Genomic DNA, 22,642 nt, shown 5'->3' with positions numbered 1-22,642 from the left:
CGAGGGACAGCCTCGTCGGCGTTCGGTCGGTGATTTTGACTGCCTATCCCGGTCTCTTGTATCTGTCATTTGTATTAATGGCAAGTTTGGGACCTATTGAAGTTGCGCAGAATTGCTGTCAGATAGTATCGGCTGAATTTGCCCGCGCTGAAAAGTATTCGTGCGCTCGGCGCATATCTTGTTCACGGTCAGCACCTTTGATCGGTTCCTCGTAGATGATCCCGTCGATGGATAGATCGGACGGGGAGAGGCCGCCCCTTTTGCGGTAATCGGAGGCTAGTTTGGTGGGGAGTTGGCGGCCAGTGGCGTCGTAGAGGGCTTCCCGTTCGTATTTTTGGAGAACAGGGAATTGGGTTCGGTAGATGGTTAGGAGTTCTTCGGCGGTTATGCCGAGCATGACGGCGACTATGGCGTCGATCTCGACGAGGGCTTGTCGGCGGTCGGCATCCGTGCGAAGTGGGGTGCGCCAGCTCCAGTCTGAGCCTACTGCGCCGAGTTCTGGTTTTCCCGCATATGTGGTTGCGATGCCGGGGACCCAGGAGTCTTGTTTCCAGATTTCGGAATACAACTCTTCCCAGAGTGGTGCAAAGGGTGAAATTAGACAGTTGAGGCGCAGCGTTCGGAGGATCAATTGGGGTTCGAGTAGGTGTCCTTTGAGGAATGGGAGTTGCAGCCAGGTTGAGGGCTTAATGTGTGCGCTACCGATGACTTTGATCATGAAGTCCACAACGATCGAGTGGCTTGTGCCTGCGAGTACTACCAGGCTCCTATGATCCTCCGGCAGAGCTAAAGTGTGAATTGCGTGAACATGAGTAGGACCAGGGGGGAGGAGAGCGGATTTTAACGTTCTAACATGCCCGATGTTGCTGTATTCGCGCCACGCTATTCTGAAGAACGCTGAACTCGGGATTTCTTCCCATTGCGGATAGCCGGCGAGATACTCGGTTTCTGGCCGGCAGGGCTGATAGTTTGTCCTGGGTATGAACGTCTCGGGAATGGCAGTTAAGTCGATGTTTGAATAGTCGTTCTGGCTTCGCATCGTGGGATTAGCCTGCTGATGAACTGCGCAGGCCACGTTTAGATGAGGACCCTGAAGAATTACACTGGACCAGGCCTCAGGTATCGCAGAGCGGGACTCGAAATATCCGAGTCGGCGGGCGGTGGTTTCGATCCACCCTGTTGTCCACCTGAATCCGGACCCGATAATGTTGGGAGCAGCAGAAATTTTGTCTATGACGTCTGAACTTGCCTTGTTTACGAGATAGAGCATGTGAGCTTCGGCTGCTGGCGTGTCGGGCTCGTCTATAAGATTTGCCCACTTGGCAAGTTCAATTTTATCAACTCTGATTATCCTGTGCGCGTGAGGTCGGAGGTCCCAGTATCCATCGGGATCCTTTACGCCGGGCATGGGGCCGTCGCCGTTATGTAGAAGCGACCGGACGACGACTTCGGGGTGGTATAAAGCTGAGCCATGTAGGAAATCTACTGCGGACTCTTCACCGTAAACATGCACCCCGAATTGCTTATTGTTGTCGACTTCGGAAAACAATAACAGCTCGTTTCGAAATTGCCAGTGGCGTTTCAAGCGCCTGTAGCTGGCGCTACGAAGAGCAGTTGCCCGGGTATCAGTGAAATGTCCCTCGGGATGGATCAAGGAGGAAATTCCGCGCAGAGACGACGACCGCCATATTCTTTCGATGAAGCAGCGAAATAGGTCTGCCCTTCCAGCTAGAACTGGTCGGTCGACGCTTGAGATAAGATGCTGGCTTTGACCTGCCTGGTCGGCGCGTTCTTCGAGGAGTGTTGATCGGATTAACGGATTGGCGACTGCATTTGCCAATTTCGCCTCCTTCGCCCGCTCCGAGGGCTTGTGGGCCAAACTCCACCAGGGATCGAATTCTGCCAGCACCCCGGCTTCATCCCAATCCGGTCGTACCCATGGCGGGTTACCGACTTGAAGATCGAAACCACCCCGCGCAAACACGGGCGCGAAGTGGAGTTCCCAATGAAAGTAGCCGTCCCGCTTGGCGATATCGGCGGCGACGGTGAGCCACGGGTAGCGATCGAGCACAGTCTCGATTGGCCGGGCGCCGGCGAAGGAGAGGTCCACTTCTTCGGCCTGATCGAGGCCGTTCCAGTCAAGGTCGCAGCCGAAGTTCATCTGGTTCGCGGACAGTGCTTTGTGTTTGGGCACGTTCGGAGTTTTGCCGTGGGGGACCTGGCCGAGGATTGCTTCCATTCCGCCGATCCAGGAGTCCCATGAGGGCGGGGCGATCTCGGTGGTGAGCGGCCAGGACCACAATGCGCACCAGGCGTCCATTGCTCGTCGCAGCCGCTGAAAGACGCCGCCGGGGTCATTGAGGACGGTTTCGATCTGTTCCCGGGTGACGGCTGGCGTGTGGGGCGAGGGCTCGGAACCCCACAACTGGATGTCGCGCCGGATCTCGGATTCCGCGATGGTCAGGCGGCGTTGGGCGAATTCCCATAGGGTCTCCACGCGTTGCGCGAGGCCCTGCAACCTGCCGACTTGGTCTTTCGCGGGCGTCGTGCGAATCGCGTTGCGCCACAACCGAAGGGCTTCGCGTTGGTCGGGTGCGTAGGTCTTGGCTTCGATGGTATCGACCACGGCGCCCCAGCCCTCGGAGGGGAGCAGGAAGTGGTGGATGCCCGCACCGATCTCGGTACCGAGCGGCACGTCTTTGGGGACGGACTTGAGCCATGCCTTCTTGGCGAGTTCGTTCGGCATGTATACCGCGCGACGGGCGCCGATCAAAGAGTTGCCGCGGCGCAGGTGCAGGCCAAACCAGGGGGCCTGTAGGCCGGCGACCATCGTGTCCAACCACAGCGAGATTTCGGCCAGCTCGACAGCGGTTGCATTGAGGTCGACTCCGTATACCTGGTGAAGGGCGATGTGCGCCTTCACCTTCTGGAGCTCAACCGGATACTGATCCGCCTCGATCAGCTCCCCGAGCTCTTCCTGTTTCCGCGTCAGATATTCACCGGCCAGCTGCCGCACAGCCTCGATGGCGAACGCGCCGGACCCGAGAGCCGGCTCGCAGATAGTGAGCTGAAGGATCTCGTCGGCGGTCGTGCGAGTGTCGTTCTGGTCGAGAAGTTCCTCCAACGCTTGCGACACAACAAATTTCGTCAGTACCTCAGGCGTGTAGTACGACGCCGACTGCTGCCGCTCCCGGCCGGCGAGGCGGAAGACAAAGGTGCCCTCGCGGTGGATCACCGGCTTCAGCTCATGCGTATCCGGATCTTCAGCGCGGACGAAATCGGATTCGGAGAGGTGGTCAGCGCGGCCGACGGGAACTACCCACGACCCCTTCTCCGGGTCACCGTTCTTAGCGACCTCGTACAGGTCCTCCTCCGCGAAGAACCCGGTGTACGACATCAGACCCTCATACACCGCCCCGAGCTGGTTGATGCCGAGTTCGGCGTAGCTGATGAAACCGCGGTCGCCGCCCTTGCGGCCTTTCGACTCCTTCGTGAGCAGCAGGTGTTCCAGCACGCGTTGGGTGGCTTCGTTGCCGAGGCCCACCGCGTCGATGAGCGCGGTTGCCTTGGGGGAGAACAGGTCCGCGCGCAGCGGGTTGAATTCGAGACCCGGAGCCGGATCGTCGAGAACGTTCTCCCGCACGGCGGGTGTATGACCGCGATCAACTAGGTCGAACAGCTTCTTCAGCGAGTCGTACAGATGCGTCCCGTTGCGGGCGCGGTGGGAGACCAGTTCGGTGAGGGTGAGTTCGCGCAGCCGGTCGAGGCCGTATCCCTCTTCATATTCCGCGGCACCGGTCGGGAGCACCTGCATCTCCGGCGAGGCTTCCGCATACAGCAGGAACAGGATTCGATACAGGAACCGCAGCGAGTGTTTGGCCAGTTCGTTGCCGTCGATGCCGTCCATCGTGAGCTCACGCTCACGGCGTCGCCGCACCACCTCGTTGGCGATGATTTCGATGGAGAGCCGGATGCCTTCGCGGAGGTCCTTGGAGACGCCGACGGTGTGTTTGACGGAATCTTCGAGGACGCCGGTCCACCAGATGCTGCCGTCGGCGTCGGCCTTCAGGGATTGGTAGCCGAAGATGGCTGCGGCGCGGTCGATTTCGCCGCCCCGGGCCTCGTGGCGGCGTTCGACCACGACCAGCAGGTCCACGGCCAAGTAGCGGCCTTCGGCCCAGCGTTCGGCCTCGGCGAGAAGCAGCCATTGGCCGGCTTGGACCACCGCGAAGGCGGGGGGAGTGTCGGAGCGGAAGGCGGCCGATACTGCCTTCGAGGCCGACTCGATCGGTTTGCCGTCCTCGGTGGCCGGGGTGATCAGCAGGCCGGTTTCCGGCGCCAGCAGATCCTCCAGGGAGTTGACCGGGTTGGCTTGCAGAAACAGCACATCGGAGATGTCGGGTAGCTGGCCGTCGGGGATTTCCAGTTCGGAGCCGGCGCGCTCGGCGGTGAACGGGGTGAGTTCACCTTGGTAGCCGAAGGCGGCGCGGACCTGGGCGTGGGCCTTGGGGGCGGCGTCGGGGTCCTCGGCGAGGGCGGCCAGTGCGGTTTGCAGGTCGCGGGCGGCCGCGAGCAGGGTGCTGCGGACAGTTGGCCGGCCCTCCTTGGCCTCGGCGTCCCAAGTTTTGCGCAGCTCCAGGACCTTGCCGTGGAAGGACTCCTTCACCGAATCGGTGGTGAAGTAGTGCTCGCTGATCCAATCCTCGCCGACGACGATGGAATCGAAAGAGGGCATGGTCACTGATCCTTTTCGGGGACGATCACGAGCAGGGGACGCACCAACTGCTGTGTGGGAGCGAGGGACTCGGCGAGACGCTGTTCCTCGAGGATGCGCTGCGACAGCTTCTCGACCTTCTTCTTCTGGCCGCTGAACAGCTCCAGCTGTTCGGCTCCGGCGTGCCAGCGGTCGGCGCGCTGCCGCCAGGCGTTCAGGCGCTCCTGCGCGGAGGCCTTCTGCTCATCGAGAACCACCTTCATCGACTGGGCCGCCTCACGGACCGCCACCGGGATGAGGGGTTGCAGTTCTTCGAGGTCCTGGAGTGGCCCCGGATTCGAGGTGCCGGGCCGCAGGCCGGTGTCGGTGGTCAGGAAGTTCAGATCCTCGATCGGTTCCACCAGGCAGAAGGTCGGGTTGGCAGGGTTGGGGAATTCGGCGGTCGAGAAGACTCGGGAGACGAGCTGGCCGCGCCGGTTCATCAGGGTGCCCATCAGCAGCACGGTCACCGCGTCGACCCCGCCGCGGATGGCGAAGATCTGGTTGCGCCCCAAGGCGCTCAACGCGCGATCACTCGCCCAGTCCAGGACCGGGTGCAGCGGGCCGAGGAAATGCGCCTCCGGCCACGTTGTGTCGTTGACGCCCTTGCCTTCTCGCGCCGCACGCAATTGAGCGTCTCCGACGGCGGGGGAGGTGGCGAGCTTCAACCGTTCCAGCACGCGGCCGTCGGTGAGATAGTTCTGCGGCAGCTGGCCCAGCCGCTGCTTGAGATCGCGGGGCGGAATCAACTCGGCGATGCCGTGATTGGTGTGCCGCGTCCAGCCGACGCCACCGGCGGCCGGGTCCGCGTGCGGGACGTCGTGAAATGCGGCACGCAACGCCTCGTCCAGGAAGCTGATGTCATCGGCGTACAGGCTGTGGCGCGGTTCCTCGGGGAGGGTTTCGGGTTCGTCGTCGGTCAGATCGAATTGGGCGAAGAAGGCGTCGAGATCGTTCCCTTCGGCCACCTGCTCGATGTCGCGGACCGTCTCGTCCAAGCTGGACTTCCCGGCCAGCACGTCACGGATCGCCGATTCCTCTTCCCCCACACTGTGTTTGCCCATCAGCGACGCCACATCACCGAGGGTGCCGTGCGCCTGATTCTCGCGTTCCAGCAGACGTGACAGCACCCGCAGATCGCCGGAGAACTCCGGATCCGAGGGCTCCAGAATCAGCGACGAGATCACCGGCGGATGCTTCTGGCCGTAGCGGTCGATACGGCCATTGCGCTGTTCGATGCGGATCAGCGACCACGGAATGTCGTAGTGGATGAGGTGGTGACATTGTGCGTGCAGGTTCACGCCTTCGGAAGCCACGTCGCCGGTGACCAGCACGCGGATCGGCGAGGTCTCCAGTTTGAAGCTGTCGACGATCTGCTGCTGCTCCACGTCGGAGAGGCCGCCGTGCAGCATCGCGACCGCCTCGGGCTTCAGGCCCAGTGCCGTGGGCAGCAGGTCGGTGAGCCATTTCAAGGTCGCCACGCGCTCGGCGAAAACCACTGCGCGCGTGTCGGATTTCGGACCGACTCCGATTTCGCGCAGACGATCGACGAGGGCTGCTTGCTTGCCGGCGGATTCGGTGAAGGCCTTGTCGTTGAGATCGGCGAGCCGGTTCAATGCTTCCAGCTCGGCGCGCTGCTCGGGGGTGTGCGGGCCGCCGTTCTCCCGGAGTTTGTTGCGGCGCTGGTTGATCGATTCGCCGAGGGCCGCGGGGGAGGACAGGAATGCCTTCGCCAAGGTCCATGGGAACAATGCCTTCGTTTCACCCGAGTACGGCGAGCGGCCAGACTCGGGATGGAGCCATACCTGCGAAAGCTCCTGCGCCACCAGCTCTTCCACGGGTGAGGGCGTCACCAGACGGTGCACCGGCTCGGCGCGTTCGGCCCAGTCGCTACCGACTTCCGCGGCTACCTCGGAATGATGGCGATGTCGGCGGATCAGCAGTGATTGCACGTCGTCCTTGGTGAACGAACCGTCGGCCGGGACCGCGGTGGGGTCCAGCAGACGCAGCAGTTCGGCGAAGGACTCCTCGCGCCCGTTGTGCGGAGTCGCCGACGCCAAGATCAGCGCCTCGGTGTTCGGCGCGAGGATGCGAGCCAGCTCGTTGTTGAGCGTGCCGACGTTGGTGAGGTTGTGCGACTCGTCGATCACCACCGCATCCCAGTGCTGGCGTTCCAGATGTGCCTTGTAGCGGGGGCTTTTTAGGGTGTCGATCGAGATGATCGCGCGCTTGTAGTAGGTGAACGGGTTGCGGGTCGCGGGCAGTTTCTGCCGGACCTTCTGAATGCCGGCCGAATCGAGACGCACGAACGGCAGCGCGAACCTGCACCACAGTTCGTGCTGCATCTGCTCGAGGACGTGGCGCGGGGTGACGATCAGGATGCGCTCGCCACGTCCGCGTCTGACCAACTCGGACAGGATCATGCCGATCTCGAGGGTCTTACCCAAGCCCACGGCGTCGGCCAGCAGGATTCTCGGTCGAATATGTTGCGGGTCCAGAGCTTTCGCCACCGCGGCACGCTGATAGCCGAGGGAGTCGGCGAGCATGCGGGTCGAGACCGTCAGCGTCTGATCGCCATAGGGGAACGGTGTCTTGCGGAGCAGCGACTCCAGCCACAGCCGGGAGTCGCGGTAGCCGGAGGAACCGTCGGGGACCACCTGCGCCTTGGCCGGATCGAGGACTTCGATGTCGTCGAGACTGCGGTAGAAGGTGGCGGTGGTGTCGGCGACCAGCTCCGACAGCCCACGCACCCGCAGCACCCACCCATCGGAGCCCTGCTCGGCCGAGGTCACCAGCCATTCCTCATCGCGGACCACCACGATCGAGCCGGGGGCTACCTCGAAGGTATCGGGCGGTTCGACAGTGGTCATCGACAGTGCTCCTGGGGTCGGGGTGGGCGGATCAACCTAGTATCGGCGGTGGCGGGCGGGATGTGACACACGACTTGGTCCTATTCGGCTCGCCGGGAAGTTGTGGCCCGAGTGCCGAATCCTCGCTACAGCCCCGGGGGAGGTGGTTGCGTGAACTCGGTCCACTTCTGCCCGTCGAACCAGCGCAGCACACCAGCCTGATCGGGATACCAACCTGGTGGCGGACCCGCGGGCAGCTGCTGCGGCAGGACCACCGGCGGCGGCCGCCTGTCACCGACGCGCACTAGCGCGCGAATCACGATCACCAGCAATGCGATCGGTGCTGCGGCAATCGCTAGAAGGATCAACGCGTGGGATGGCGACATGTCGATATCGCCGGCGAACCAACCGAGCGCGGCCAGCCCGGCCACGATCACGAGCAGTTTGACCCACCACTGCGTCGGTCCTGTCCGCCGGTTTGATGGAATTGGTTGCGACATAAGGGCTCCGGGATGGCAGGGGCAGGTGCTCACGAATCGCGCGCGGCACCCACTGAGAGCGTTAGCCGGCGCAGGGAATGTGCGCGTGCGCTTGGCGCCGGATCGGTTGACGGCGGTGCTGCCGGACCGGTTCGCCGAGCTTGCCGGCACTGACGACTGCAGTGAGGCGTGCGACAGCGGGGATCTGCTTGGCAGGTCGGACAAGGGGGCGAGGAGGTTGGGCGGTATGGCCCGCACGGTCGGGGACGGGGCGGAGCGCCTATCGATGTCCGAGGGTCGGCAGGCCACCAGACACCGTGCGCACACTCAGCCCGTCCTGCACTTCGGGATAGGACGGCTTCCGTTTCTGTCGGCCTTTCGGCGGGACGATCCGTCCAGGCGAGCCGGGACCGCTGGCCATCAGCGCAACAATGCGCCGGCCATCGGCTGTCCGCGCGGGCGGTACGTGTTCGGGTGCGCCGAGTTTTGCGTATGCCAGCAATTCCCGGTGGAGTTCGAGGGCTTGCGCCCGTAGTTTCCGATATCCGATGTGGGTTCGTGCTGGCTGACGTGATGCATCGAGTAGCTTGCTGACCTCGCGGAGCATGCTCCGCGCACGCTGCGCGCGTCTGATTTCGAGTGCCGGTGCCGGGTTGAAGACGTGGCTCCGGGCGCGCGCCCGAAGCATACGCAGCTCGGCAAGGTGCCGGTCGTATCTGTTGGTGGTGCGGCCCATTTTCCGATCGTAAATCCATCCAGCTGGAAGCGAATGCGAATCGGGATGCCCCGATCTCGAGGTGGTCCGATGGTCCCGGCCACCTGGGCCGGATGGCGGAACTCCTCGGCTCGGATTCAGTCACGCGTGCTCCTCACTACGTAGCTGCTGCTGGCGGTCATGAGGACGAGCATGACTGCGTAGATGGCGATTTCGTGGGCCGGTCGGCCAGCGACGATGGCGATGACGAGCAGCACGGCCATGGCGGGCACGGTGGCCAATGCGCCGATGCGGGCGAGTGTGTGCATTGCGGTTCCTTCTCGGATTGTGTCCGGGACCGGGCGGATCGAAAGCCCGCGCTCGGCGCCGGGGTGGGCGCGTGGGTGCCTACCCCGGCGCCGATCACCCGGTCAGCGCAGCGAAACCGTTGCGCCGCCGGAGAACATGGAATCGTGTAGAACGATCCGGTCCGGTTGCGAATCCGCTGGCAGGTCGAAGACGACTTTGGCGGTAATCGTGTTGCCGGGGTTGATGTTTGCGTACATGCTCGTGTCGGCCTGCAGGTTGATCGCGGCCGCGGTGTCGTTGCTGAACTTGCGGTCCTGGGTGTCGTAGAGGTCCTGGTTGCCGGGGGAGAAGCCGTAGGGGACCTTCGAGGTGTTGAGCACCGTCATCGTGACGATCGTGTACGCACCCTGGGCGGTGCGGCGTAGGTAGGGGTTGTCGCCGACCTCTTTGACGCCGGTCTGCACGTCGGTGACGGTGAATTCGAATTTGCCGTCGCGGACCGGAGTGTTGATGCCGGGTGGCGGCGGCTTCGCGGCCTCCGGCGCGGCAGCAGAGTTACCCGCGGTGGTGCTGTGCTTCGAACCGGCCGAGTCCTTGCCACTGAGGCCGGCGATGCAGCCGCCGACACCGCACAGCAGCACGATGCCGACAACCACGATCAGTAGCGCCTTCGGCGACTTGGACTTCTTCTGCTGGATTACATACTGCGGCGGCATCTGCGGATGCGGTCCGGGTTGGTAGGTCATCGCGTCCGCCCTATTCGTGGGTCCAGGTGCAGCCCTCTACGTTGATCACGTCGCCGGCTCGTAGTTGTACGTAGGAGGCGCCCGAATACGACTCGATATCAGTGGCCTCCGAGGATTTCGCGCCCTTGTACGGCAACCACGTGATGAAGCAGTAGCCGTAGTCGTCGGCACCCGGGCCGGAGGTGTAGTAGGTGCCCTCTTCGACATCGGTGCCGACCACCTGCATGCCCTCGTGCAGGGTGGTGGCCGGCGCGGCGGATGCTGTGGCGGCGGCGACGGTCAGGGCTGCCGAGGCGATGAGCAGTGCGGGAAAAGTGTTGCGGAACATGGTCGTAACTCCTTGATCTTGCGAAGAGGATCAGAGCTCGTACTGCGGGCAGTAGGCCTGGATGGCGGCGTCGAGGAAGATGTACGGGTACTTCACGGCACCGCGGGATTTCTCCGCGAGCACGATCTGGTTGTGCGCGGAGTTGCCGTAGGCGTCCAGCCAGTGGCACTCCGCCTGCGCGAGCTGGATCGCCGAGTCCTGGCCGCTGCAGGTGTCGTCGTCCTCGGCGTAATTGCTCAGGAAGAGGTTGTCGGCGCCGCTGCGCGGGCCGCAGCTACTGCCGGCCGAGCCCGAGGACCCGGTGTCGGGGGCCGCGAACGTCGCCGGCGCGGTGACGGTGAGAACGGCGGTAATGGCGCCGGCGGCGAGGAGGGACGAGACGATAGGAGCGGTGTTCATGATGCTTCCTGATGGTGAAAACGGCTGTGGCCGTGATGGTTCGGGGATGAGGATCAGCTGTTGTCTGCGAGCAGGTAGTGGACCAACCAGATCGGCGACCACAGCCCGCAGGTGATGAGGGTGAGCACGAGATGCAGCCCGTGCGGGAAGGACCGTTTGACGACGATCTGCGCGCCTGGCGGGTACTGCTGGATCACGTGCATGATCGGCGGCGAAACAGGCTGGGGGACAGTAGTTTGCGGGTATCCGGTGAGGTGATCCATCGGGTGGTACTGCGGGGCGGCCGGAGGAAACGGCGGATACGACTCGCTCAGCGATCCCGCACTCGGAGGGTAGGGCGGCATCGGCTCCGATGCGGGCCGCTCCGGCGGTGATGTGGCCAGCTTCGGGGGCTCCCATACATCGATGGGTTTGTGGGGTTCGTCAGCCATGGGGAAGTCCTGTCGTCTGCGAGCAGCGTCGATTCGCCCCGCGGAGACGGGACTGCTGCGGAGGGGCCGGGGTCGTGCGGTGGTCCACCGGCGCGCCCTTCGTTTCTGAGGATGATGCAAACAGTAGAATGAGGTGAAAACATTGTCAACAGAATTAGGAAGATTGATTTTTGCTCAACTGTCCAGCAGGGTGTGAGCAGGTCCATGAGAGGAGGGGTATGTCGAAGCCCGTGTCGAAGGTGAGTGCGGCGGAGATCTCGCGCCTCGCCGGTGTTACCCGTGCCACGGTCAGCAACTGGCGCCGCCGCCACGACGACTTCCCCGATCCCATCGCCGGGAGCGAGACCCGGCCGCTGTTCGATCTGCACGCGGTGCGACAGTGGCTGGTGGAGCACAACATCGAGTCGGCGCAGTCGCCCGAGGCGGAACTGCGCACGTTGGTGCGATCTCATGCCACCCCGCTCGCCGTCACACAGGTCATGCAGACACTGCGGCGTGACGGTGACGAGTGGACGGCGCCGGACGCGCACGATCAGGAGCTCGCCGCCCAGGTGGCGTCGGCGTTGCGACTCGCATCGACAGCCGAGGGCGTCCGCACCGCCTTGGACATCCTTTCCGAACACGCGATGGGCGACGCGACCTCGACCGGTGTTTACATCACGCCGCAGACGGTCGCGACAACGATGGCCGCGTTGGCGCGTTCGTCGACCACCCCCGAGGTGCACAGTGTGCTCGATCCGGCCTGCGGCAGTGGATCGCTCCTGCTGGCCGCGGCAGACGATGGTGCCGGCGAGCTGTACGGCCAGGATGTGGTGCCGGTGCAGACCGAGCGGACCCGGCTGCTGCTCGAGGCGCAGACCACGGTCGAGCCGGACGTGCGGACCGGGGACAGCCTGACGGCGGACGCCTTTCCCGACCTCCGTGTCGACGCGGTGCTCTGCAATCCGCCTTACGGACAACGTGATTGGGGATCCGGCGAGCTCGCCTTCGACACTCGATGGGACTACGGACTACCTCCGCGCGGCGAACCGGAACTGGCGTGGGTGCAGCATGCGATCGCGCATCTGCGGCCGGGTGGCATCGCGGTCCTGCTGTTGCCGCCTTCGGTCGCGACTCGAACCTCCGGACGAAAGATCCGGTCCAATCTGGTGCGCACCGGAGCTCTGCGCGCGGTGATCGGGCTGGCGCCCGGGGTCGCGCAACCGCGACATGTCGGTCTGCAGATCTGGGTCCTGCGTCGACCGGAAACGGATGCTGCGGTTGCGGATTCGATGCTGTTCATCGACAGCACCGGATCGGCGGTGCATGCCGAGGGGGACCGTCTGGACCGCGACGCGGTAGTGGAGATGTGGCGCGCTTTCGACGGTGACAGTCCTGATTCGGCACAGGAATCCGGAGTCTCGGCCGTGGTCCGCCTGGTCGATCTGCTCGATGACGACATCGATCTCACCCCGGCCCGCTACGTCAGGTCAGCCTTGGACTCCGCAAAGATATCCGAGCAGATCGCCGCGTCGCTCGACCGCCTGACCGCGGCGGCATCGGAATTGAATTCCATGGTGACGACGGTGCCGGACTGGTCGGAATCGTCGGGAAAATCCTGGCGCTTCGTCACCGTCGCCGATTTGGCCAATCATGGTCAGCTGCAATGGTTCCGGGCGGCGCCGCCCGGCGAGGAACCGCCCGCCGGGAGCCGCCGGGTATTGACCGCACCCGATGTAGCCACCGGGAATCACGCGTCGGGAACCATGGACATGGTGCCGGCGGCGCCCGTCGAGGTGCGCGAAGGTGATGTTCTCATGCCGGCCGTGCGCAGCGATCGTGGCGGACGCAGCGCGCGGGTCGCCACACCGGAAGACGCCGGTGCGCTGCTGGGGGCCCATGTGCATGCGTTGCGCGTCGATCGCGACCGTCTCGACCCGTGGTTCCTCGCGGGATTTCTGACCGGCGCCGAGAATGTTTCGGCCACAAGAACATCCACCGTGCGATTCGACGCCAGTCGCCTCCGGATACCGGTATTGACGCTGGGCGAGCAGCAACGGTACGGCGCACTGTTCCGGCAACTGTTCCTCCTGCGCACCGTGGCGCGGCGGGCTTCCGAGACGGCCGAACACACCGCTGAGCTCATTACCACGGGACTCACAGCGGGCGCGCTCGAGCCGGGTCCGGAATCGATCGGAGGAGAGGAGCTGTGACCGGCCCGGCTGCGCACGGATATCCCGAGTTGCGGACCGAATTGCTCGAGCTACCGGTTCCCGCGCCGCCGCCCCTCGAACCCGAAACCGTTGCGCACGACACTGTTTCGCTGGAGGACCTGGTCGCCGCCGAGGCGCTGAGCGTGTACGAGGCGCCACCGACCGTCGGCGTCGGAAACGGCGAGACGCCGATGTTGACGGCCAAGGATGTTCGGCTCGGGCGCGCAGCATCGCGCACCGGCAACGGGGCGGTGGCCGGTGCGGTCGTCGTCCGTGCCGGGGATGTGGCCGTGGTGATGGGTTCGGAGCCGGCCGTCCATGTGTGCCCCGACGATGGGGTGCTGTTGGGTGCCGGTATCAATCTGCTGCGCGGGAAGGCATCGGTTGTCGACCCGGACTTTCTCGCCGCAGTTCTGCAGGCCGCGATCGAGGACGGACCGGTCGACCTGTACCGGCTGCGGGTACCGCGGGTGCCGCCGGCAGAGCAACGCCGGATCGGCGCCGCGTTCCGGCAACTGTGGGAGCTGGAGGTGGCGTGGCAACGTCGGCGTACCGCGATCGAGCAGCTGGTGCGCACGGGTGTGAGGGGCCTGGCATCGGGCGGCCTGCGACCGGCTACCGTCGATGAGTAGGTTGACGTGTCGGCTGTTGGAGTATTCACGGAGGTAGCGGTGGAGAAACCGCAGATCGACGGCGGCCGGTACGAACTGGTCCGGGAGATCGGCGCCGGCGGGATGGGGCAGGTCTTCGAAGGCTACGACAGCCATCTCAAACGCCGCATCGCAGTGAAACTCACCCATGCCAATCTCGACCAGGACCCCAACTGGACGAAGAGGTTTCTGCGCGAGGCCGAGCTGATGGCGCAGCTCAGCCATCCCGGTATGCCCGCGATTCACGACGCCGGCATTTCCCTCGGCCCGCCCGAACGCCCTTATCTCGTCATGGAATTCGTCGACGGCATCACCCTGGACGCACTGCTCGCGCGGCGCGGGCCGTTGCCGGTGGGGGTGGTCGCGGCACTGGGTGCCCAGGCGGCTGCCGTATTGGCCGCGACACATCGCAACCGGATCTATCATCGCGACCTCAAGCCGTCCAACCTCATGCTGTGCGCGGACGGGACGGTGAAGGTCCTCGACTTCGGCCTCGCCGTCACCACCGACACCGACATGACGCGCTACACCAATACCGGAAATACGCTCGGCACACCGGCATTCATGGCGCCGGAGCAGGTCGAGGGACGCGCCGTGGTGGCGCAGACCGACCTCTATGCGCTCGGGCTGGTGTTGTACGAGCTGCTCACCGGCGACCGTGTGATGACAGGAAGTTCGCCATATGTGGTGTGGCAGAACCAGGTTCACTTGATCCCCGCAGAGATCCGGCGGGAGCGACCCGAGGTTCCGGCGGACATGTCGCGGTTGATCATGAGCATGCTCGCCAAGTCGCCTGATCGTCGGCCCGAGGACGCCGCCACGGTCCACACTGTGCTGATGCGCCACGCCAACGGTCTCGGCGATCTGGCGGAAGTCGGCGACTTCCATGGTCCCGCGCGGATGTATTCGGCCGCGGTGAGTGCGGCCGGCGCGTCGCGCACGGCAGAGACGATCGTGGCGCCGACGAAGATCATCGCCGTCGACGAAACGGCTGCCGCCCCGCCTCGCAGCACGGACTTCAGCCGGTCCGACATCCAGCGCGCGATCCGCCGCGCTCGCGATCTCGCCGCCGAATCCCGCTACACTCCCGCCATCAACGACCTCGAAACCATTGTAGAACAGGGAGTTTCACAGTTGGGCGCCCGGGACGCGGACGTAGTGGAGGCACGGCTGAGCCTGGCTGCCCTCCGCTTCGACAGCAACGACTTCGCCGGCGCCGCAGCACTTTTCCGTACACTCGTCGATGACCTCACCGCCGAACGTGGCCCCTACGACGAACAAGTCATGCATTGCCAACGTCAGCTGGCCACCTGCGATGTGCAGAACGGTGACATCGATGCGGCGCTGAAACGGCTGCGCAGGCTGCACAGCCAGATGGCGGTGCGGTACGGGGAGCAGGACCGGCGGGTGGTTGATCTGGCGGCGCAGATTCGGCATATCGCGGCCGGGTGATTGGTGGAAGCCGCAGGTCTTGGGGGCATGAATCCTCGTGTGGAGGCTTCGTGGGCAGCAGTCTCCAGCGATTCGCCCGGTGTGGACCGCCGCGGTGAATGCGTCCCACACGAGCGCCGGACGGCCTGGATTCTTGGGGTCCGGACGGGTGCGAGCCGTACGGTGAATTTGCCGTTCCATCCCTGTCGCGTTTACAACAGACCGGATTCCTCGAGTCCGGCACGCAGACGTTCCTGATGCTCCGGCGGGCCCTGTCGGTATGGCATACGCAGCGCATCGGAGGAGATGACGCCGAGCATTTTCATCGCGGCTTTGGCCTGGATGGCGCCTTGTGAGACGTGCATGATCGCATCGACGGCGGGGATGAGACGCCGGTGGATTTCGCGTGCCCGAGGCAGGTCGCCGCGGTCGACGGCGGCGATCATCTCCGCGTAGTGATCGCCCGCGACGTGACCGACCACCGACACGATGCCAGTGGCGCCTTGAGCGAGGTGTGGCAGGTTGACGACGTCGTCGCCGGAGTACCAGAGCAGGTCGGTCTGCGACATGAGCCGACTGGCCTCGAAGAAATCACCCTTGGCATCCTTGACGGCGCGCACGGCGGGAATGTCGGCCGCGCGGCGAATCGTATCGGTGCTCAGCGCCGTCCCGGTCCGGCCGGGGATGTCGTAGAGCATGACGGGCACACCGTCGCCGGCCTCGGCGACCAGACGGAAGTGTTCGAGGATGCAGTCCTGCGGCGGTTTGTTGTAATACGGCGTGACGACGAGGAGAGCGTCCGCTCCGCAGGCGACCATCTCGCGCGCCGCACGAGTGGAATGCTCGGTGTCGTTGGTGCCGCAGCCGGCCATCACCTGGACGCGGTCGCCTACGGCCTCGACGACCGCCCGGACGCAGGCGTAGTCCTCCTCGTCGGTGGTGGTGGCGGACTCACCCGTGGTCCCGTTGACCAGCAATCCGTCATGGCCGTGGTCGGCGAGGTAGACGGCGAGGTTCTGCAGGCCGTCGTAGTCGATCGAGCCGTCGGCGTGCATGGGGGTCACCATCGCCGTGATGACTCGGCCAAAGGGGGTCTCCACCATGATCATGAGATTACCTTCGCTCATCACCTCACTACTGCCCTGGTCGAGCGCGGCGTACGTTGGTAGCTAGAGGTTTGCCTCATGCGACAGCGATGGTGGATGTGGATTGCGGCGTTCCTGACGGCATTGGGGATGTGCGCTGTAATCGGGTGCGTCAGCGGCACCCGGCCCGAGCATGCTGCACCCGGCTCGGACACGTCCTCCCGGGTAGAAGGCCCGGGCACATCCCCCCAGGCAGGCGGCTCGGAAGCGCCCTCCCGGGTAGGGGCCCCCGTGTTGGTCGTGAAGGTGGACAACAGTCCGCAGGCACGGCCACCGGTGGGGCTCGGAGCCGCCGATATGGTGTACGTCGAGCCGGTCGAAGGCGGTTTGAGCCGGTTGGCCGCGGTTTTCTCGACCAACAAGCCCCCTGTGGTCGGACCTGTCCGAAGCGCGCGGGAAACGGATCTGACGCTGTTGGCCCAGTTCGGTAACCCGACGTTGGCATCCTCTGGTTCCGCACCCGAGCTGATTCCCGCCATCGACGGCTCCTCGCTCCAGAACGCCTCGGCCAATCGGCAACCCGCGGCGTACTTCCGCGACTACAGTCGCGACATTCCGCACAACATGTTCGTCCGGCCCGATCAGTTGCCCCTAGGTGGCGGCTGGCCGCCGGATTCGCAACTGCACTTCGGCCCTGCGCCCGCCGGCGGCCGGCCCGCGCAACATGAGGAAGCGCGGTATCCGGGCGCGGTGATCGGTTTCGACTGGTCACCCAGCGACGATGGGTGGCTGGTGTCCATGGACGGTGGCGCCTACACCGATGCCGATACCGGACGGCTCACGGCGAGTACCGTCGTGCTGCAGAGCGTGCAGGTGCACAACTCGGCTATCAGTGACGTGGCTGGCAGCGTCTCACCCCTGGCACAGACGGCCGGTAGCGGTCAGGCCCTCGTGCTTCGCGACGGTCAAGAGTTCCCGGCTGTGTGGTCCCGGCCCTCCCCGGAGGCGGGCACAACGTATACAACCCCGACTGGTGCAGTCATCCCCTTCGCGCCGGGACAGGTCTGGACTGTTCTGGTTCCAGAGCAGCTCTGGTGAGCCTGTCCTCACGGTGTGACCGTTGGGGGCGAATTCGCCAGATGTCAGCGACGTACCGACTGCAGGCCAGAGATCATTTCGCCGAGCTGTTCGGCCGTATCAAACGGGGTTGTCGAAACCATTGGATAGTTCGAATCAGTGGGCCATTATTTCGACGGCGGCAAGGGCATTTCCTATTTCTTACTTGTTGTAGCCGGCTCGGTATCTGCCCTCCAAAGGCCCTAGGTGCTGCCACGCTAGCGAAGCGATTGAATGAGTTGACGGTTAGTGGCATCGTCCATGTCGTCGAACATGGCGGAGATGGTGGCGATGTCGGCTGCGGCGTTGGTGAGGGTCTGGTGGGTGGCGAAGGTGTGCCAGGTGGAGTGTGCTTTGTCGAGTTTGGCGGCGTCGGCATTCGGTAGTTTGCCGAAGTTATTGGCGACCTCGAGGACGAGTTCGTCGAAGAACGCTTTCCCACCGCCATGGTCGTCGAATCCGTGGCCGCCGTCGGTGGGGACCGAAGTGGTCGGGTTGACGTGCTTGACGAATTAGGCTATCGCACACAGCTTGACAGCTGAACCGACGGTACGGCACGGCGGCGACACGCTCAGGCCTTTGCCGGAGTCCGGTCGTACACCCTCCTGCCGAACTCGATGCCGCGCTCGTCGTTCAGGCTCATTCTTGTTGTATCCCCTATGATTTCGTAGCGAGCGTGGGATCCGAACCATTCGGCGTGAGGGGAAGCAGTGTCTGAGGAATCTGGAGATGCGCTGGTCGGGCGTGTGTCGTTGTCGGCGGCCGTCGATGCGCTGCGTGCGGAGCTGGCCCGCACTTGGGAGGGGGCGCAATCGGAGACGGTGCGGTTCAAACCGACAGCGGTGGAGCTGACGCTACAGGTAGCGGTGACGACGGCCGGCAAAGCACACGGCGGGATCAAGTGGTGGCTGGTCGATGCTGGTACGGAGGTATCACGGCAGTCGGTTGCGACCCAGACCGTGAAGATGACACTCGAGCCGGTCGTGTTCACCGACAATGAGCAGCCGGCGACCGAGGTGTACATCGACGCAGTGCGCACGAGTTCGCCGCTGCATTCGACCGATCCACGATAGCGGGGCGTCGGAGGAGTGCTGGCTGTCGATCGAGCCGTTCTGATCTGCTACCTCAAGGACCGTCAATCGCACTCGGCCTCGGGCTTTCGTATCGACGGGGAGTACATACTCACGGCAGATCACTGCGCGGAGGGTACGGATTATCGTGTCTTGATCGATGGTCGGAATGTGCAGGCGCGGGTCTACCTTCGGACCGGCCGCCGGGATATCGATCTGGCGATACTGAAGGTCGACGAGTATCTCCTCATTGAACGGGCATCCTGCGCGCGGATACGCACATCCCACGCGGCGAGACTCGACGAGTGCTGCGTATTGGCTTTCCCGGAGTGGAAAGGGAATGGACGAGCTCAGCTCGACGGCTACGTACCGACCGGTGAGGCCGCGGTACTACCGGGACTGGATACGGCCGCCGATACCTCCCAGCTCACCTTCAAATGTCAGACCCCGCCACCCGCATCTGCTTCCCGGTTGGCGGAACTCACCGGCGACCGGGCCAAGAAGTTCTCGAGCCAGTGGCGCGGCGCATCCGGCGGCGCGATCGTACACGACGGATACCTCATCGGCGTTCTCAGCAATCATGTCCTGCCGGAAGGGGATTCGTCACTGGCGTTCACGCCGATGACGGCCGTCGACGGGCTGAGCACGGAGGGGCGTGACAGATTCCTAGCAGTGCTCGGCAGTACGACCACTGCGAATTGGCCTATCGTTCCGAAGAATTGGGCACCGCGGCCCACGCGAGTTTCGGCCGCGGAAACCGGCTCCGCAGCGGTGGTCGATCTACATGCTGGCCCGGATGCAGAATCCGAATCGCTGTTTCATGGAGGCCTACTCTTCGCCGAACAAAACCAGCTCGCTCAAGCCGAGGACTTATGGCGTCGCGCCGCTCGGCAGGGGCATACCGGCGCCATGAACAACCTCGCCAACCTCCTGCACGCCCGGCGAAAACTCAGCGAAGCGCACGACTGGTATCGAGAAGCCGCCGCGCGAGGAAATGTGGAGGCTATGGGAAATCTGGCGGGGCTATTGCTGGCGACACGGCAGGTCCGCGACGCCGAGAACTGGTGGCGCGCAGCCGCGAAGGCCGGCAATACCGATTCGATGTACAACCTCGCCATCCTGCTCGATAAGACTCAGCGCTTCGACGAAGCTCTCACCTGGTATCGCCGTGCGGCCGAAGCCAACCATTGCGACGCCATGCACAACCTCGCGATTCGCCTGCGCTACAGGGGTATTCCGGACGAGGCAGAAGTCTGGTGGCGACGCGCCGGGCACAAGCAGGCACAAAAGCCACGTGAGAAGCTACGTGGTCCGGTATCGCGAACACCGTCGGGGTGAAACGGACCGTCACTCCTGGGAAGTGCCCTGAGCTGCCGCACGGCTTTGGCGAAAGTCCACGGCTTCGGCCAACTCGGTGAATTCGAGTAGCTTGCCCTTTGTTACTTCCTGCAGAAGCTCGCGCACCTCGGCAGGGGTGGCGTAGAAGAATTCGCGGCGCTCGTTGATCCGGTTGACCCGCCTATCCGCCAGTCGTCGATGCAGTTCCGCTTCGATTCCGGCCGCGTCGTCGTCGTAGAGCATAACGTGGACGTCGAACGGAAAAGGTACCGCGGTATTGCTCAGATCGCGTATGCGTTCCTCGGGATCGAATCGGCGGGTGAAGCCGATATGGACCATGCCGTCGCCGAATGCGCCGATGTTGGAAATGACATAGACATGGCCCGCCGACGTGTTCGTCGCCTGATAGTCGACCCGCTGCCGATGGCTTTCGAGCTCTTTCAGCTTATCGCGTACCCTGTCCGCATCGGATGTGCTCCCCTTGCCTACGCGCTCGAACTCGGCGAGAGTATGACGGTACTGCTTTTCCTCACGGTCGATTCTCGCCCGTTCGCGCGCCATTTCCTGCTGTGCCTTGCGCTCCTCGCGCTGACGGTCCCGCTCATCGCGCTCGAGTTGCCTCTGATAGGCGACTTCTTCTAGATGTGCCGCAGTCACTTCCAGTTCGCGATAGCGGAGCCGGTGGTACTCGGGCGCAACTCGTAGGTCCATCGTTCGACCCAGTCGCTCGATCGTGAACGCAACCTTGTCGAGCCGTTTCAGCGCCGTGGGTAGCTTGTAGGGCTTGAGACTTCGTACGAGATTGTCTGCTTCGGCGTTGTACGCACGCAACATGAGTTTCGAGTATTCCCGGACCATTTGGCGGCCTTCGGTAACGGACCCGCGCACGACCCAGGATGTGGACGCCTCGATCGCACGGCCGTCTTGCCGCGCCATCGCCTTGATTTGTCGGTGCAGATCTTCCAGCTCCGCGCGGTGGTTTACCGAGTTCGAGAGTGGATGGTGGTATTCGTAGATGCCGATTTCCTGCAGCATCTGCTCGTCTCGGGTGTGGATGATCTCTTGGCGTAGTTCATCCAGAAGTGCCTGCTCGCTAGCGATCTGCGATGCGAGCTGATCACGAAGCTGCTGTATCTCCGCGATCTCCAGGCTCCCTGTTCGCTCCAGTTGTTCACGCAGCTTCCGGTTTTCGGCTTGCAGGTCGGCGAGCTCCTGGGACTGACGTTTCGCGTGCGCGCGGGCACCGAACAGTGGAACCTTCGACCCCTGCCCGGCGCTATGTTCGATCGGTCCACCGTCAGTGGCCGCGACGGGTCGGCGATCGGCGGTCCACTCGGCACCGTTCCAATACCTTATGAAGCGGTTGTCTTCCGGGTCTGAGTACCAGTCCGCCGGCGGCGTCGAATTCATGCTCCCCCTGCCTGTGATGGCGGTTCGGGCTCAGGTCGACAGTTGAGCACCGTGCCGGACTATTGTAGCTCCGGAAGTGCGAATCAGGTTCGACAACAACCTGATTCAGGCCATCGAGGTCTCACTCTTCACCTTGCTGGAGCCCTTGCCTTACTCCTGTCAAGCGTTGTCCCGAGGCATGGCCGGGAGTGCGTGCTCCGCTTGCTCGCAATCTACGTCGCCCCGTACCTGTCGCAGACGCATGCGGCCCTGTTCACGCACGGTGTACTCCATTCAGTGCCGGCCGGTGTCAATTGTTTCGATCAAAGACTTCGTTAACCTTCTTCATGGGGAACCCGGTGCTGCACCGTAGGTCGTTCGAAGTGCTCGGTGCGTGGTACCCGAAGGTGAGTTCCCGTGCCGAGCCCGACCAGCTGGCCATGCTGTAAGTGGTTGTGTCACAGCTGAATTACTTCCGCAGTAGCGGCATCGCGTACAGCATCGGCGACCATGTGACGGTGGCAGGTGGTGTGGTCGTGCTCGAAACAGAGCAGTGCGACCGGGCCCTGCGCCATGAGCGTCCTGACCGAGTGCAGCGCATCGGCTCCTTCCGGGCTCTCGAGTACATGCGCATATCGGTCGCGCGCATCGGCGTCACCGACGCGGAAACCGTCGCGATTGTCCCGGGGGTTGCCGAGCTCCCTGAGATGCACGTAACGGATGCCGGCCTGGCCCAGGGCCGCCGACAATTTAGTCTTCGATAGTCCCGGTTTGCGCGAGATGGGAGTAAGTCGCACGTCCACGACGGTCGCCACGCCGGCCTCCGTCAGAATCGCGACAAGTTCGTCCGCTCGCCGGCCTTCGTAACCAACGGTGAACAGACGATTTCGTGTACTAGCGGGGCTCGCTACAGGCACGTGGTCATACTTGCACGTCGCTCCGGGTGCGGAGCTGTCGACTCGACTACTGCGCAGACAGGTTTAGCGGGACTCTGGCCCAGGCACCTCATCTGCGCAGAGTCCTAGAGCTGCCGAATGTTCACCATGCCGAAACAGTGCTGGCCCGATCTCCGCGGTGCTGGGTGAACTGCGTGCCGGGACCGAGAGCGGAGCAGAACGGTCTATGCCTCGCCGGACAGCGACCCTCGCGATTCGAACGCCTTCGCGAACCGCGGATGTGCCCTGATCCGTGCCGACTCGAGATCGACGATAGGCCGGAACAGCACGAATGTCGTCGAGCGTCGGTAGAGCAAGTATGCGGCGATCAACCCGAACAGGCCCCAACCCGGGAAGACAGCCAGTACAAGCGGTACGGGAAGGTGGTCTGAGGTCGTTGTTTGGGTGGCTGCGAGGATAGCGAGGATGGCTGCGAGGCCCAGAAGGT

Annotated in this window: 19 protein-coding genes; 6 read left to right on the top strand and 13 right to left on the bottom strand. The window is 63.8% G+C overall.

Features of this window, described 5'->3' with window-relative positions; translation table 11 throughout:
* Positions 1-118 precede the first annotated feature (118 nt).
* The 9 genes from NA3_RS08175 to NA3_RS37580 all read right to left on the bottom strand — a co-directional run bounded on the left by NA3_RS08175 (position 119) and on the right by NA3_RS37580 (position 10,988).
* Positions 119-4,735 (bottom strand): DNA methyltransferase, encoded by a 4,617-nt coding sequence (locus NA3_RS08175; RefSeq protein WP_062962982.1) that lies wholly within the window; start codon positions 4,733-4,735, stop codon positions 119-121.
* Between the two features lie 2 nt (positions 4,736-4,737).
* The gene (locus NA3_RS08170) at positions 4,738-7,623 is read right to left on the bottom strand and encodes a helicase-related protein (protein WP_062962981.1); all 2,886 of its coding nucleotides are present in this window, start codon (positions 7,621-7,623) and stop codon (positions 4,738-4,740) included.
* A gap of 125 nt (positions 7,624-7,748) precedes the next feature.
* Positions 7,749-8,033, bottom strand: coding sequence for a DUF2510 domain-containing protein (locus tag NA3_RS08165; protein ID WP_218021787.1), 285 nt, complete (start codon positions 8,031-8,033; stop codon positions 7,749-7,751).
* Positions 8,034-8,361: 328 nt separating this feature from the next.
* Positions 8,362-8,817, bottom strand: a complete 456-nt coding sequence (locus tag NA3_RS36730) for a hypothetical protein (RefSeq protein WP_128145162.1) — start codon at positions 8,815-8,817, stop codon at positions 8,362-8,364.
* Between the two features lie 116 nt (positions 8,818-8,933).
* Positions 8,934-9,104 (bottom strand): hypothetical protein, encoded by a 171-nt coding sequence (locus NA3_RS36725; RefSeq protein WP_157126537.1) that lies wholly within the window; start codon positions 9,102-9,104, stop codon positions 8,934-8,936.
* Positions 9,105-9,206: 102 nt separating this feature from the next.
* Positions 9,207-9,830, bottom strand: a complete 624-nt coding sequence (locus NA3_RS08155; protein ID WP_062962978.1) for a DUF4352 domain-containing protein — start codon at positions 9,828-9,830, stop codon at positions 9,207-9,209.
* 10 nt (positions 9,831-9,840) lie between these two features.
* On the bottom strand, positions 9,841-10,158 hold the full coding sequence (locus NA3_RS08150; protein WP_062962977.1) for an Rv1352/Rv1906c domain-containing protein: 318 nt from the start codon (positions 10,156-10,158) through the stop codon (positions 9,841-9,843).
* Positions 10,159-10,188: 30 nt separating this feature from the next.
* Entirely contained in the window at positions 10,189-10,557 is a 369-nt protein-coding gene (locus NA3_RS37585; protein WP_062962976.1) for a DUF732 domain-containing protein, read from the bottom strand.
* A gap of 53 nt (positions 10,558-10,610) precedes the next feature.
* Positions 10,611-10,988: a hypothetical protein gene (locus tag NA3_RS37580; RefSeq protein ID WP_167354970.1), complete on the bottom strand. Its 378-nt coding sequence runs from the start codon at positions 10,986-10,988 to the stop codon at positions 10,611-10,613.
* Positions 10,989-11,206: 218 nt separating this feature from the next.
* On the opposite strand from NA3_RS37580, the gene NA3_RS08140 reads away from it, so the two are divergent.
* From NA3_RS08140 to NA3_RS08130, 3 genes are read left to right on the top strand one after another with little or no spacing between them, the layout of a single operon-like run.
* On the top strand, positions 11,207-13,180 hold the full coding sequence (locus NA3_RS08140) for an N-6 DNA methylase (protein ID WP_062962975.1): 1,974 nt from the start codon (positions 11,207-11,209) through the stop codon (positions 13,178-13,180).
* Positions 13,177-13,812, top strand: a complete 636-nt coding sequence (locus NA3_RS08135) for a restriction endonuclease subunit S domain-containing protein (RefSeq protein WP_062962974.1) — start codon at positions 13,177-13,179, stop codon at positions 13,810-13,812. Before NA3_RS08140 ends, NA3_RS08135 begins: the two co-directional genes overlap by 4 nt.
* Positions 13,813-13,851: 39 nt before the next feature.
* Positions 13,852-15,282, top strand: coding sequence for a serine/threonine-protein kinase (locus NA3_RS08130; RefSeq protein ID WP_227995311.1), 1,431 nt, complete (start codon positions 13,852-13,854; stop codon positions 15,280-15,282).
* Positions 15,283-15,473: 191 nt separating this feature from the next.
* Here the strand turns inward: NA3_RS08130 and dapA are convergent, their stop codons facing one another.
* Entirely contained in the window at positions 15,474-16,364 is an 891-nt protein-coding gene (dapA, locus tag NA3_RS08125; protein ID WP_062963522.1) for a 4-hydroxy-tetrahydrodipicolinate synthase, read from the bottom strand.
* Between the two features lie 81 nt (positions 16,365-16,445).
* Here dapA and NA3_RS08120 point away from each other — a divergent pair, with 81 nt between their 5' ends.
* From NA3_RS08120 to NA3_RS08110, 3 genes are all read left to right on the top strand, one after another.
* Positions 16,446-17,444 (top strand): DUF3048 domain-containing protein, encoded by a 999-nt coding sequence (locus NA3_RS08120; protein ID WP_308189537.1) that lies wholly within the window; start codon positions 16,446-16,448, stop codon positions 17,442-17,444.
* Between the two features lie 728 nt (positions 17,445-18,172).
* The gene (locus NA3_RS08115) at positions 18,173-18,535 is read left to right on the top strand and encodes a trypco2 family protein (RefSeq protein WP_062962972.1); all 363 of its coding nucleotides are present in this window, start codon (positions 18,173-18,175) and stop codon (positions 18,533-18,535) included.
* A 15-nt stretch (positions 18,536-18,550) separates the two neighbouring features.
* Complete coding sequence (locus tag NA3_RS08110) at positions 18,551-19,870, top strand: bifunctional trypsin-like peptidase domain-containing/SEL1-like repeat protein (RefSeq protein ID WP_062962971.1); 1,320 nt, start codon at positions 18,551-18,553, stop codon at positions 19,868-19,870.
* A 9-nt stretch (positions 19,871-19,879) separates the two neighbouring features.
* On the opposite strand, the gene NA3_RS08105 is transcribed toward NA3_RS08110, so the two are convergent.
* The 3 genes from NA3_RS08105 to NA3_RS38120 all read right to left on the bottom strand — a co-directional run.
* Entirely contained in the window at positions 19,880-21,280 is a 1,401-nt protein-coding gene (locus tag NA3_RS08105) for an SNIPE associated domain-containing protein (protein ID WP_084491454.1), read from the bottom strand.
* A gap of 437 nt (positions 21,281-21,717) precedes the next feature.
* Complete coding sequence (locus NA3_RS35815) at positions 21,718-22,176, bottom strand: DUF488 domain-containing protein (RefSeq protein ID WP_084491386.1); 459 nt, start codon at positions 22,174-22,176, stop codon at positions 21,718-21,720.
* A 203-nt stretch (positions 22,177-22,379) separates the two neighbouring features.
* Positions 22,380-22,642 (bottom strand): hypothetical protein (locus NA3_RS38120; RefSeq protein WP_218021785.1); only part of this gene is annotated, 263 nt, incomplete at its 5' end.

The sequence above is a fragment of the Nocardia africana NBRC 100379 genome (assembly GCF_001612635.1).
GTDB lineage: Bacteria > Actinomycetota > Actinomycetes > Mycobacteriales > Mycobacteriaceae > Nocardia > Nocardia africana.
Note: the sequence above shows the minus strand (reverse complement) of the source record. Positions and strands in the feature narration are given on the sequence as shown.

Bases quoted from the DNA above. Each gene is read 5' to 3' on its own strand.
- NA3_RS08175 (WP_062962982.1), bottom strand. From the start codon at position 4,735: ATGCCCTCTTTCGATTCCATCGTCGTCGGCGAGGATTGGATCAGCGAG.
- NA3_RS08170 (WP_062962981.1), bottom strand. From the start codon at position 7,623: ATGACCACTGTCGAACCGCCCGATACCTTCGAGGTAGCCCCCGGCTCG.
- NA3_RS36730 (WP_128145162.1), bottom strand. From the start codon at position 8,817: ATGGGCCGCACCACCAACAGATACGACCGGCACCTTGCCGAGCTGCGT.
- NA3_RS36725 (WP_157126537.1), bottom strand. From the start codon at position 9,104: ATGCACACACTCGCCCGCATCGGCGCATTGGCCACCGTGCCCGCCATG.
- NA3_RS08155 (WP_062962978.1), bottom strand. From the start codon at position 9,830: ATGACCTACCAACCCGGACCGCATCCGCAGATGCCGCCGCAGTATGTA.
- NA3_RS08150 (WP_062962977.1), bottom strand. From the start codon at position 10,158: ATGTTCCGCAACACTTTTCCCGCACTGCTCATCGCCTCGGCAGCCCTG.
- NA3_RS37585 (WP_062962976.1), bottom strand. From the start codon at position 10,557: ATGAACACCGCTCCTATCGTCTCGTCCCTCCTCGCCGCCGGCGCCATT.
- NA3_RS37580 (WP_167354970.1), bottom strand. From the start codon at position 10,988: ATGGCTGACGAACCCCACAAACCCATCGATGTATGGGAGCCCCCGAAG.
- NA3_RS08140 (WP_062962975.1), top strand. From the start codon at position 11,207: ATGTCGAAGCCCGTGTCGAAGGTGAGTGCGGCGGAGATCTCGCGCCTC.
- dapA (WP_062963522.1), bottom strand. From the start codon at position 16,364: ATGGTGGAGACCCCCTTTGGCCGAGTCATCACGGCGATGGTGACCCCC.
- NA3_RS08120 (WP_308189537.1), top strand. From the start codon at position 16,446: ATGCGACAGCGATGGTGGATGTGGATTGCGGCGTTCCTGACGGCATTG.
- NA3_RS08105 (WP_084491454.1), bottom strand. From the start codon at position 21,280: ATGAATTCGACGCCGCCGGCGGACTGGTACTCAGACCCGGAAGACAAC.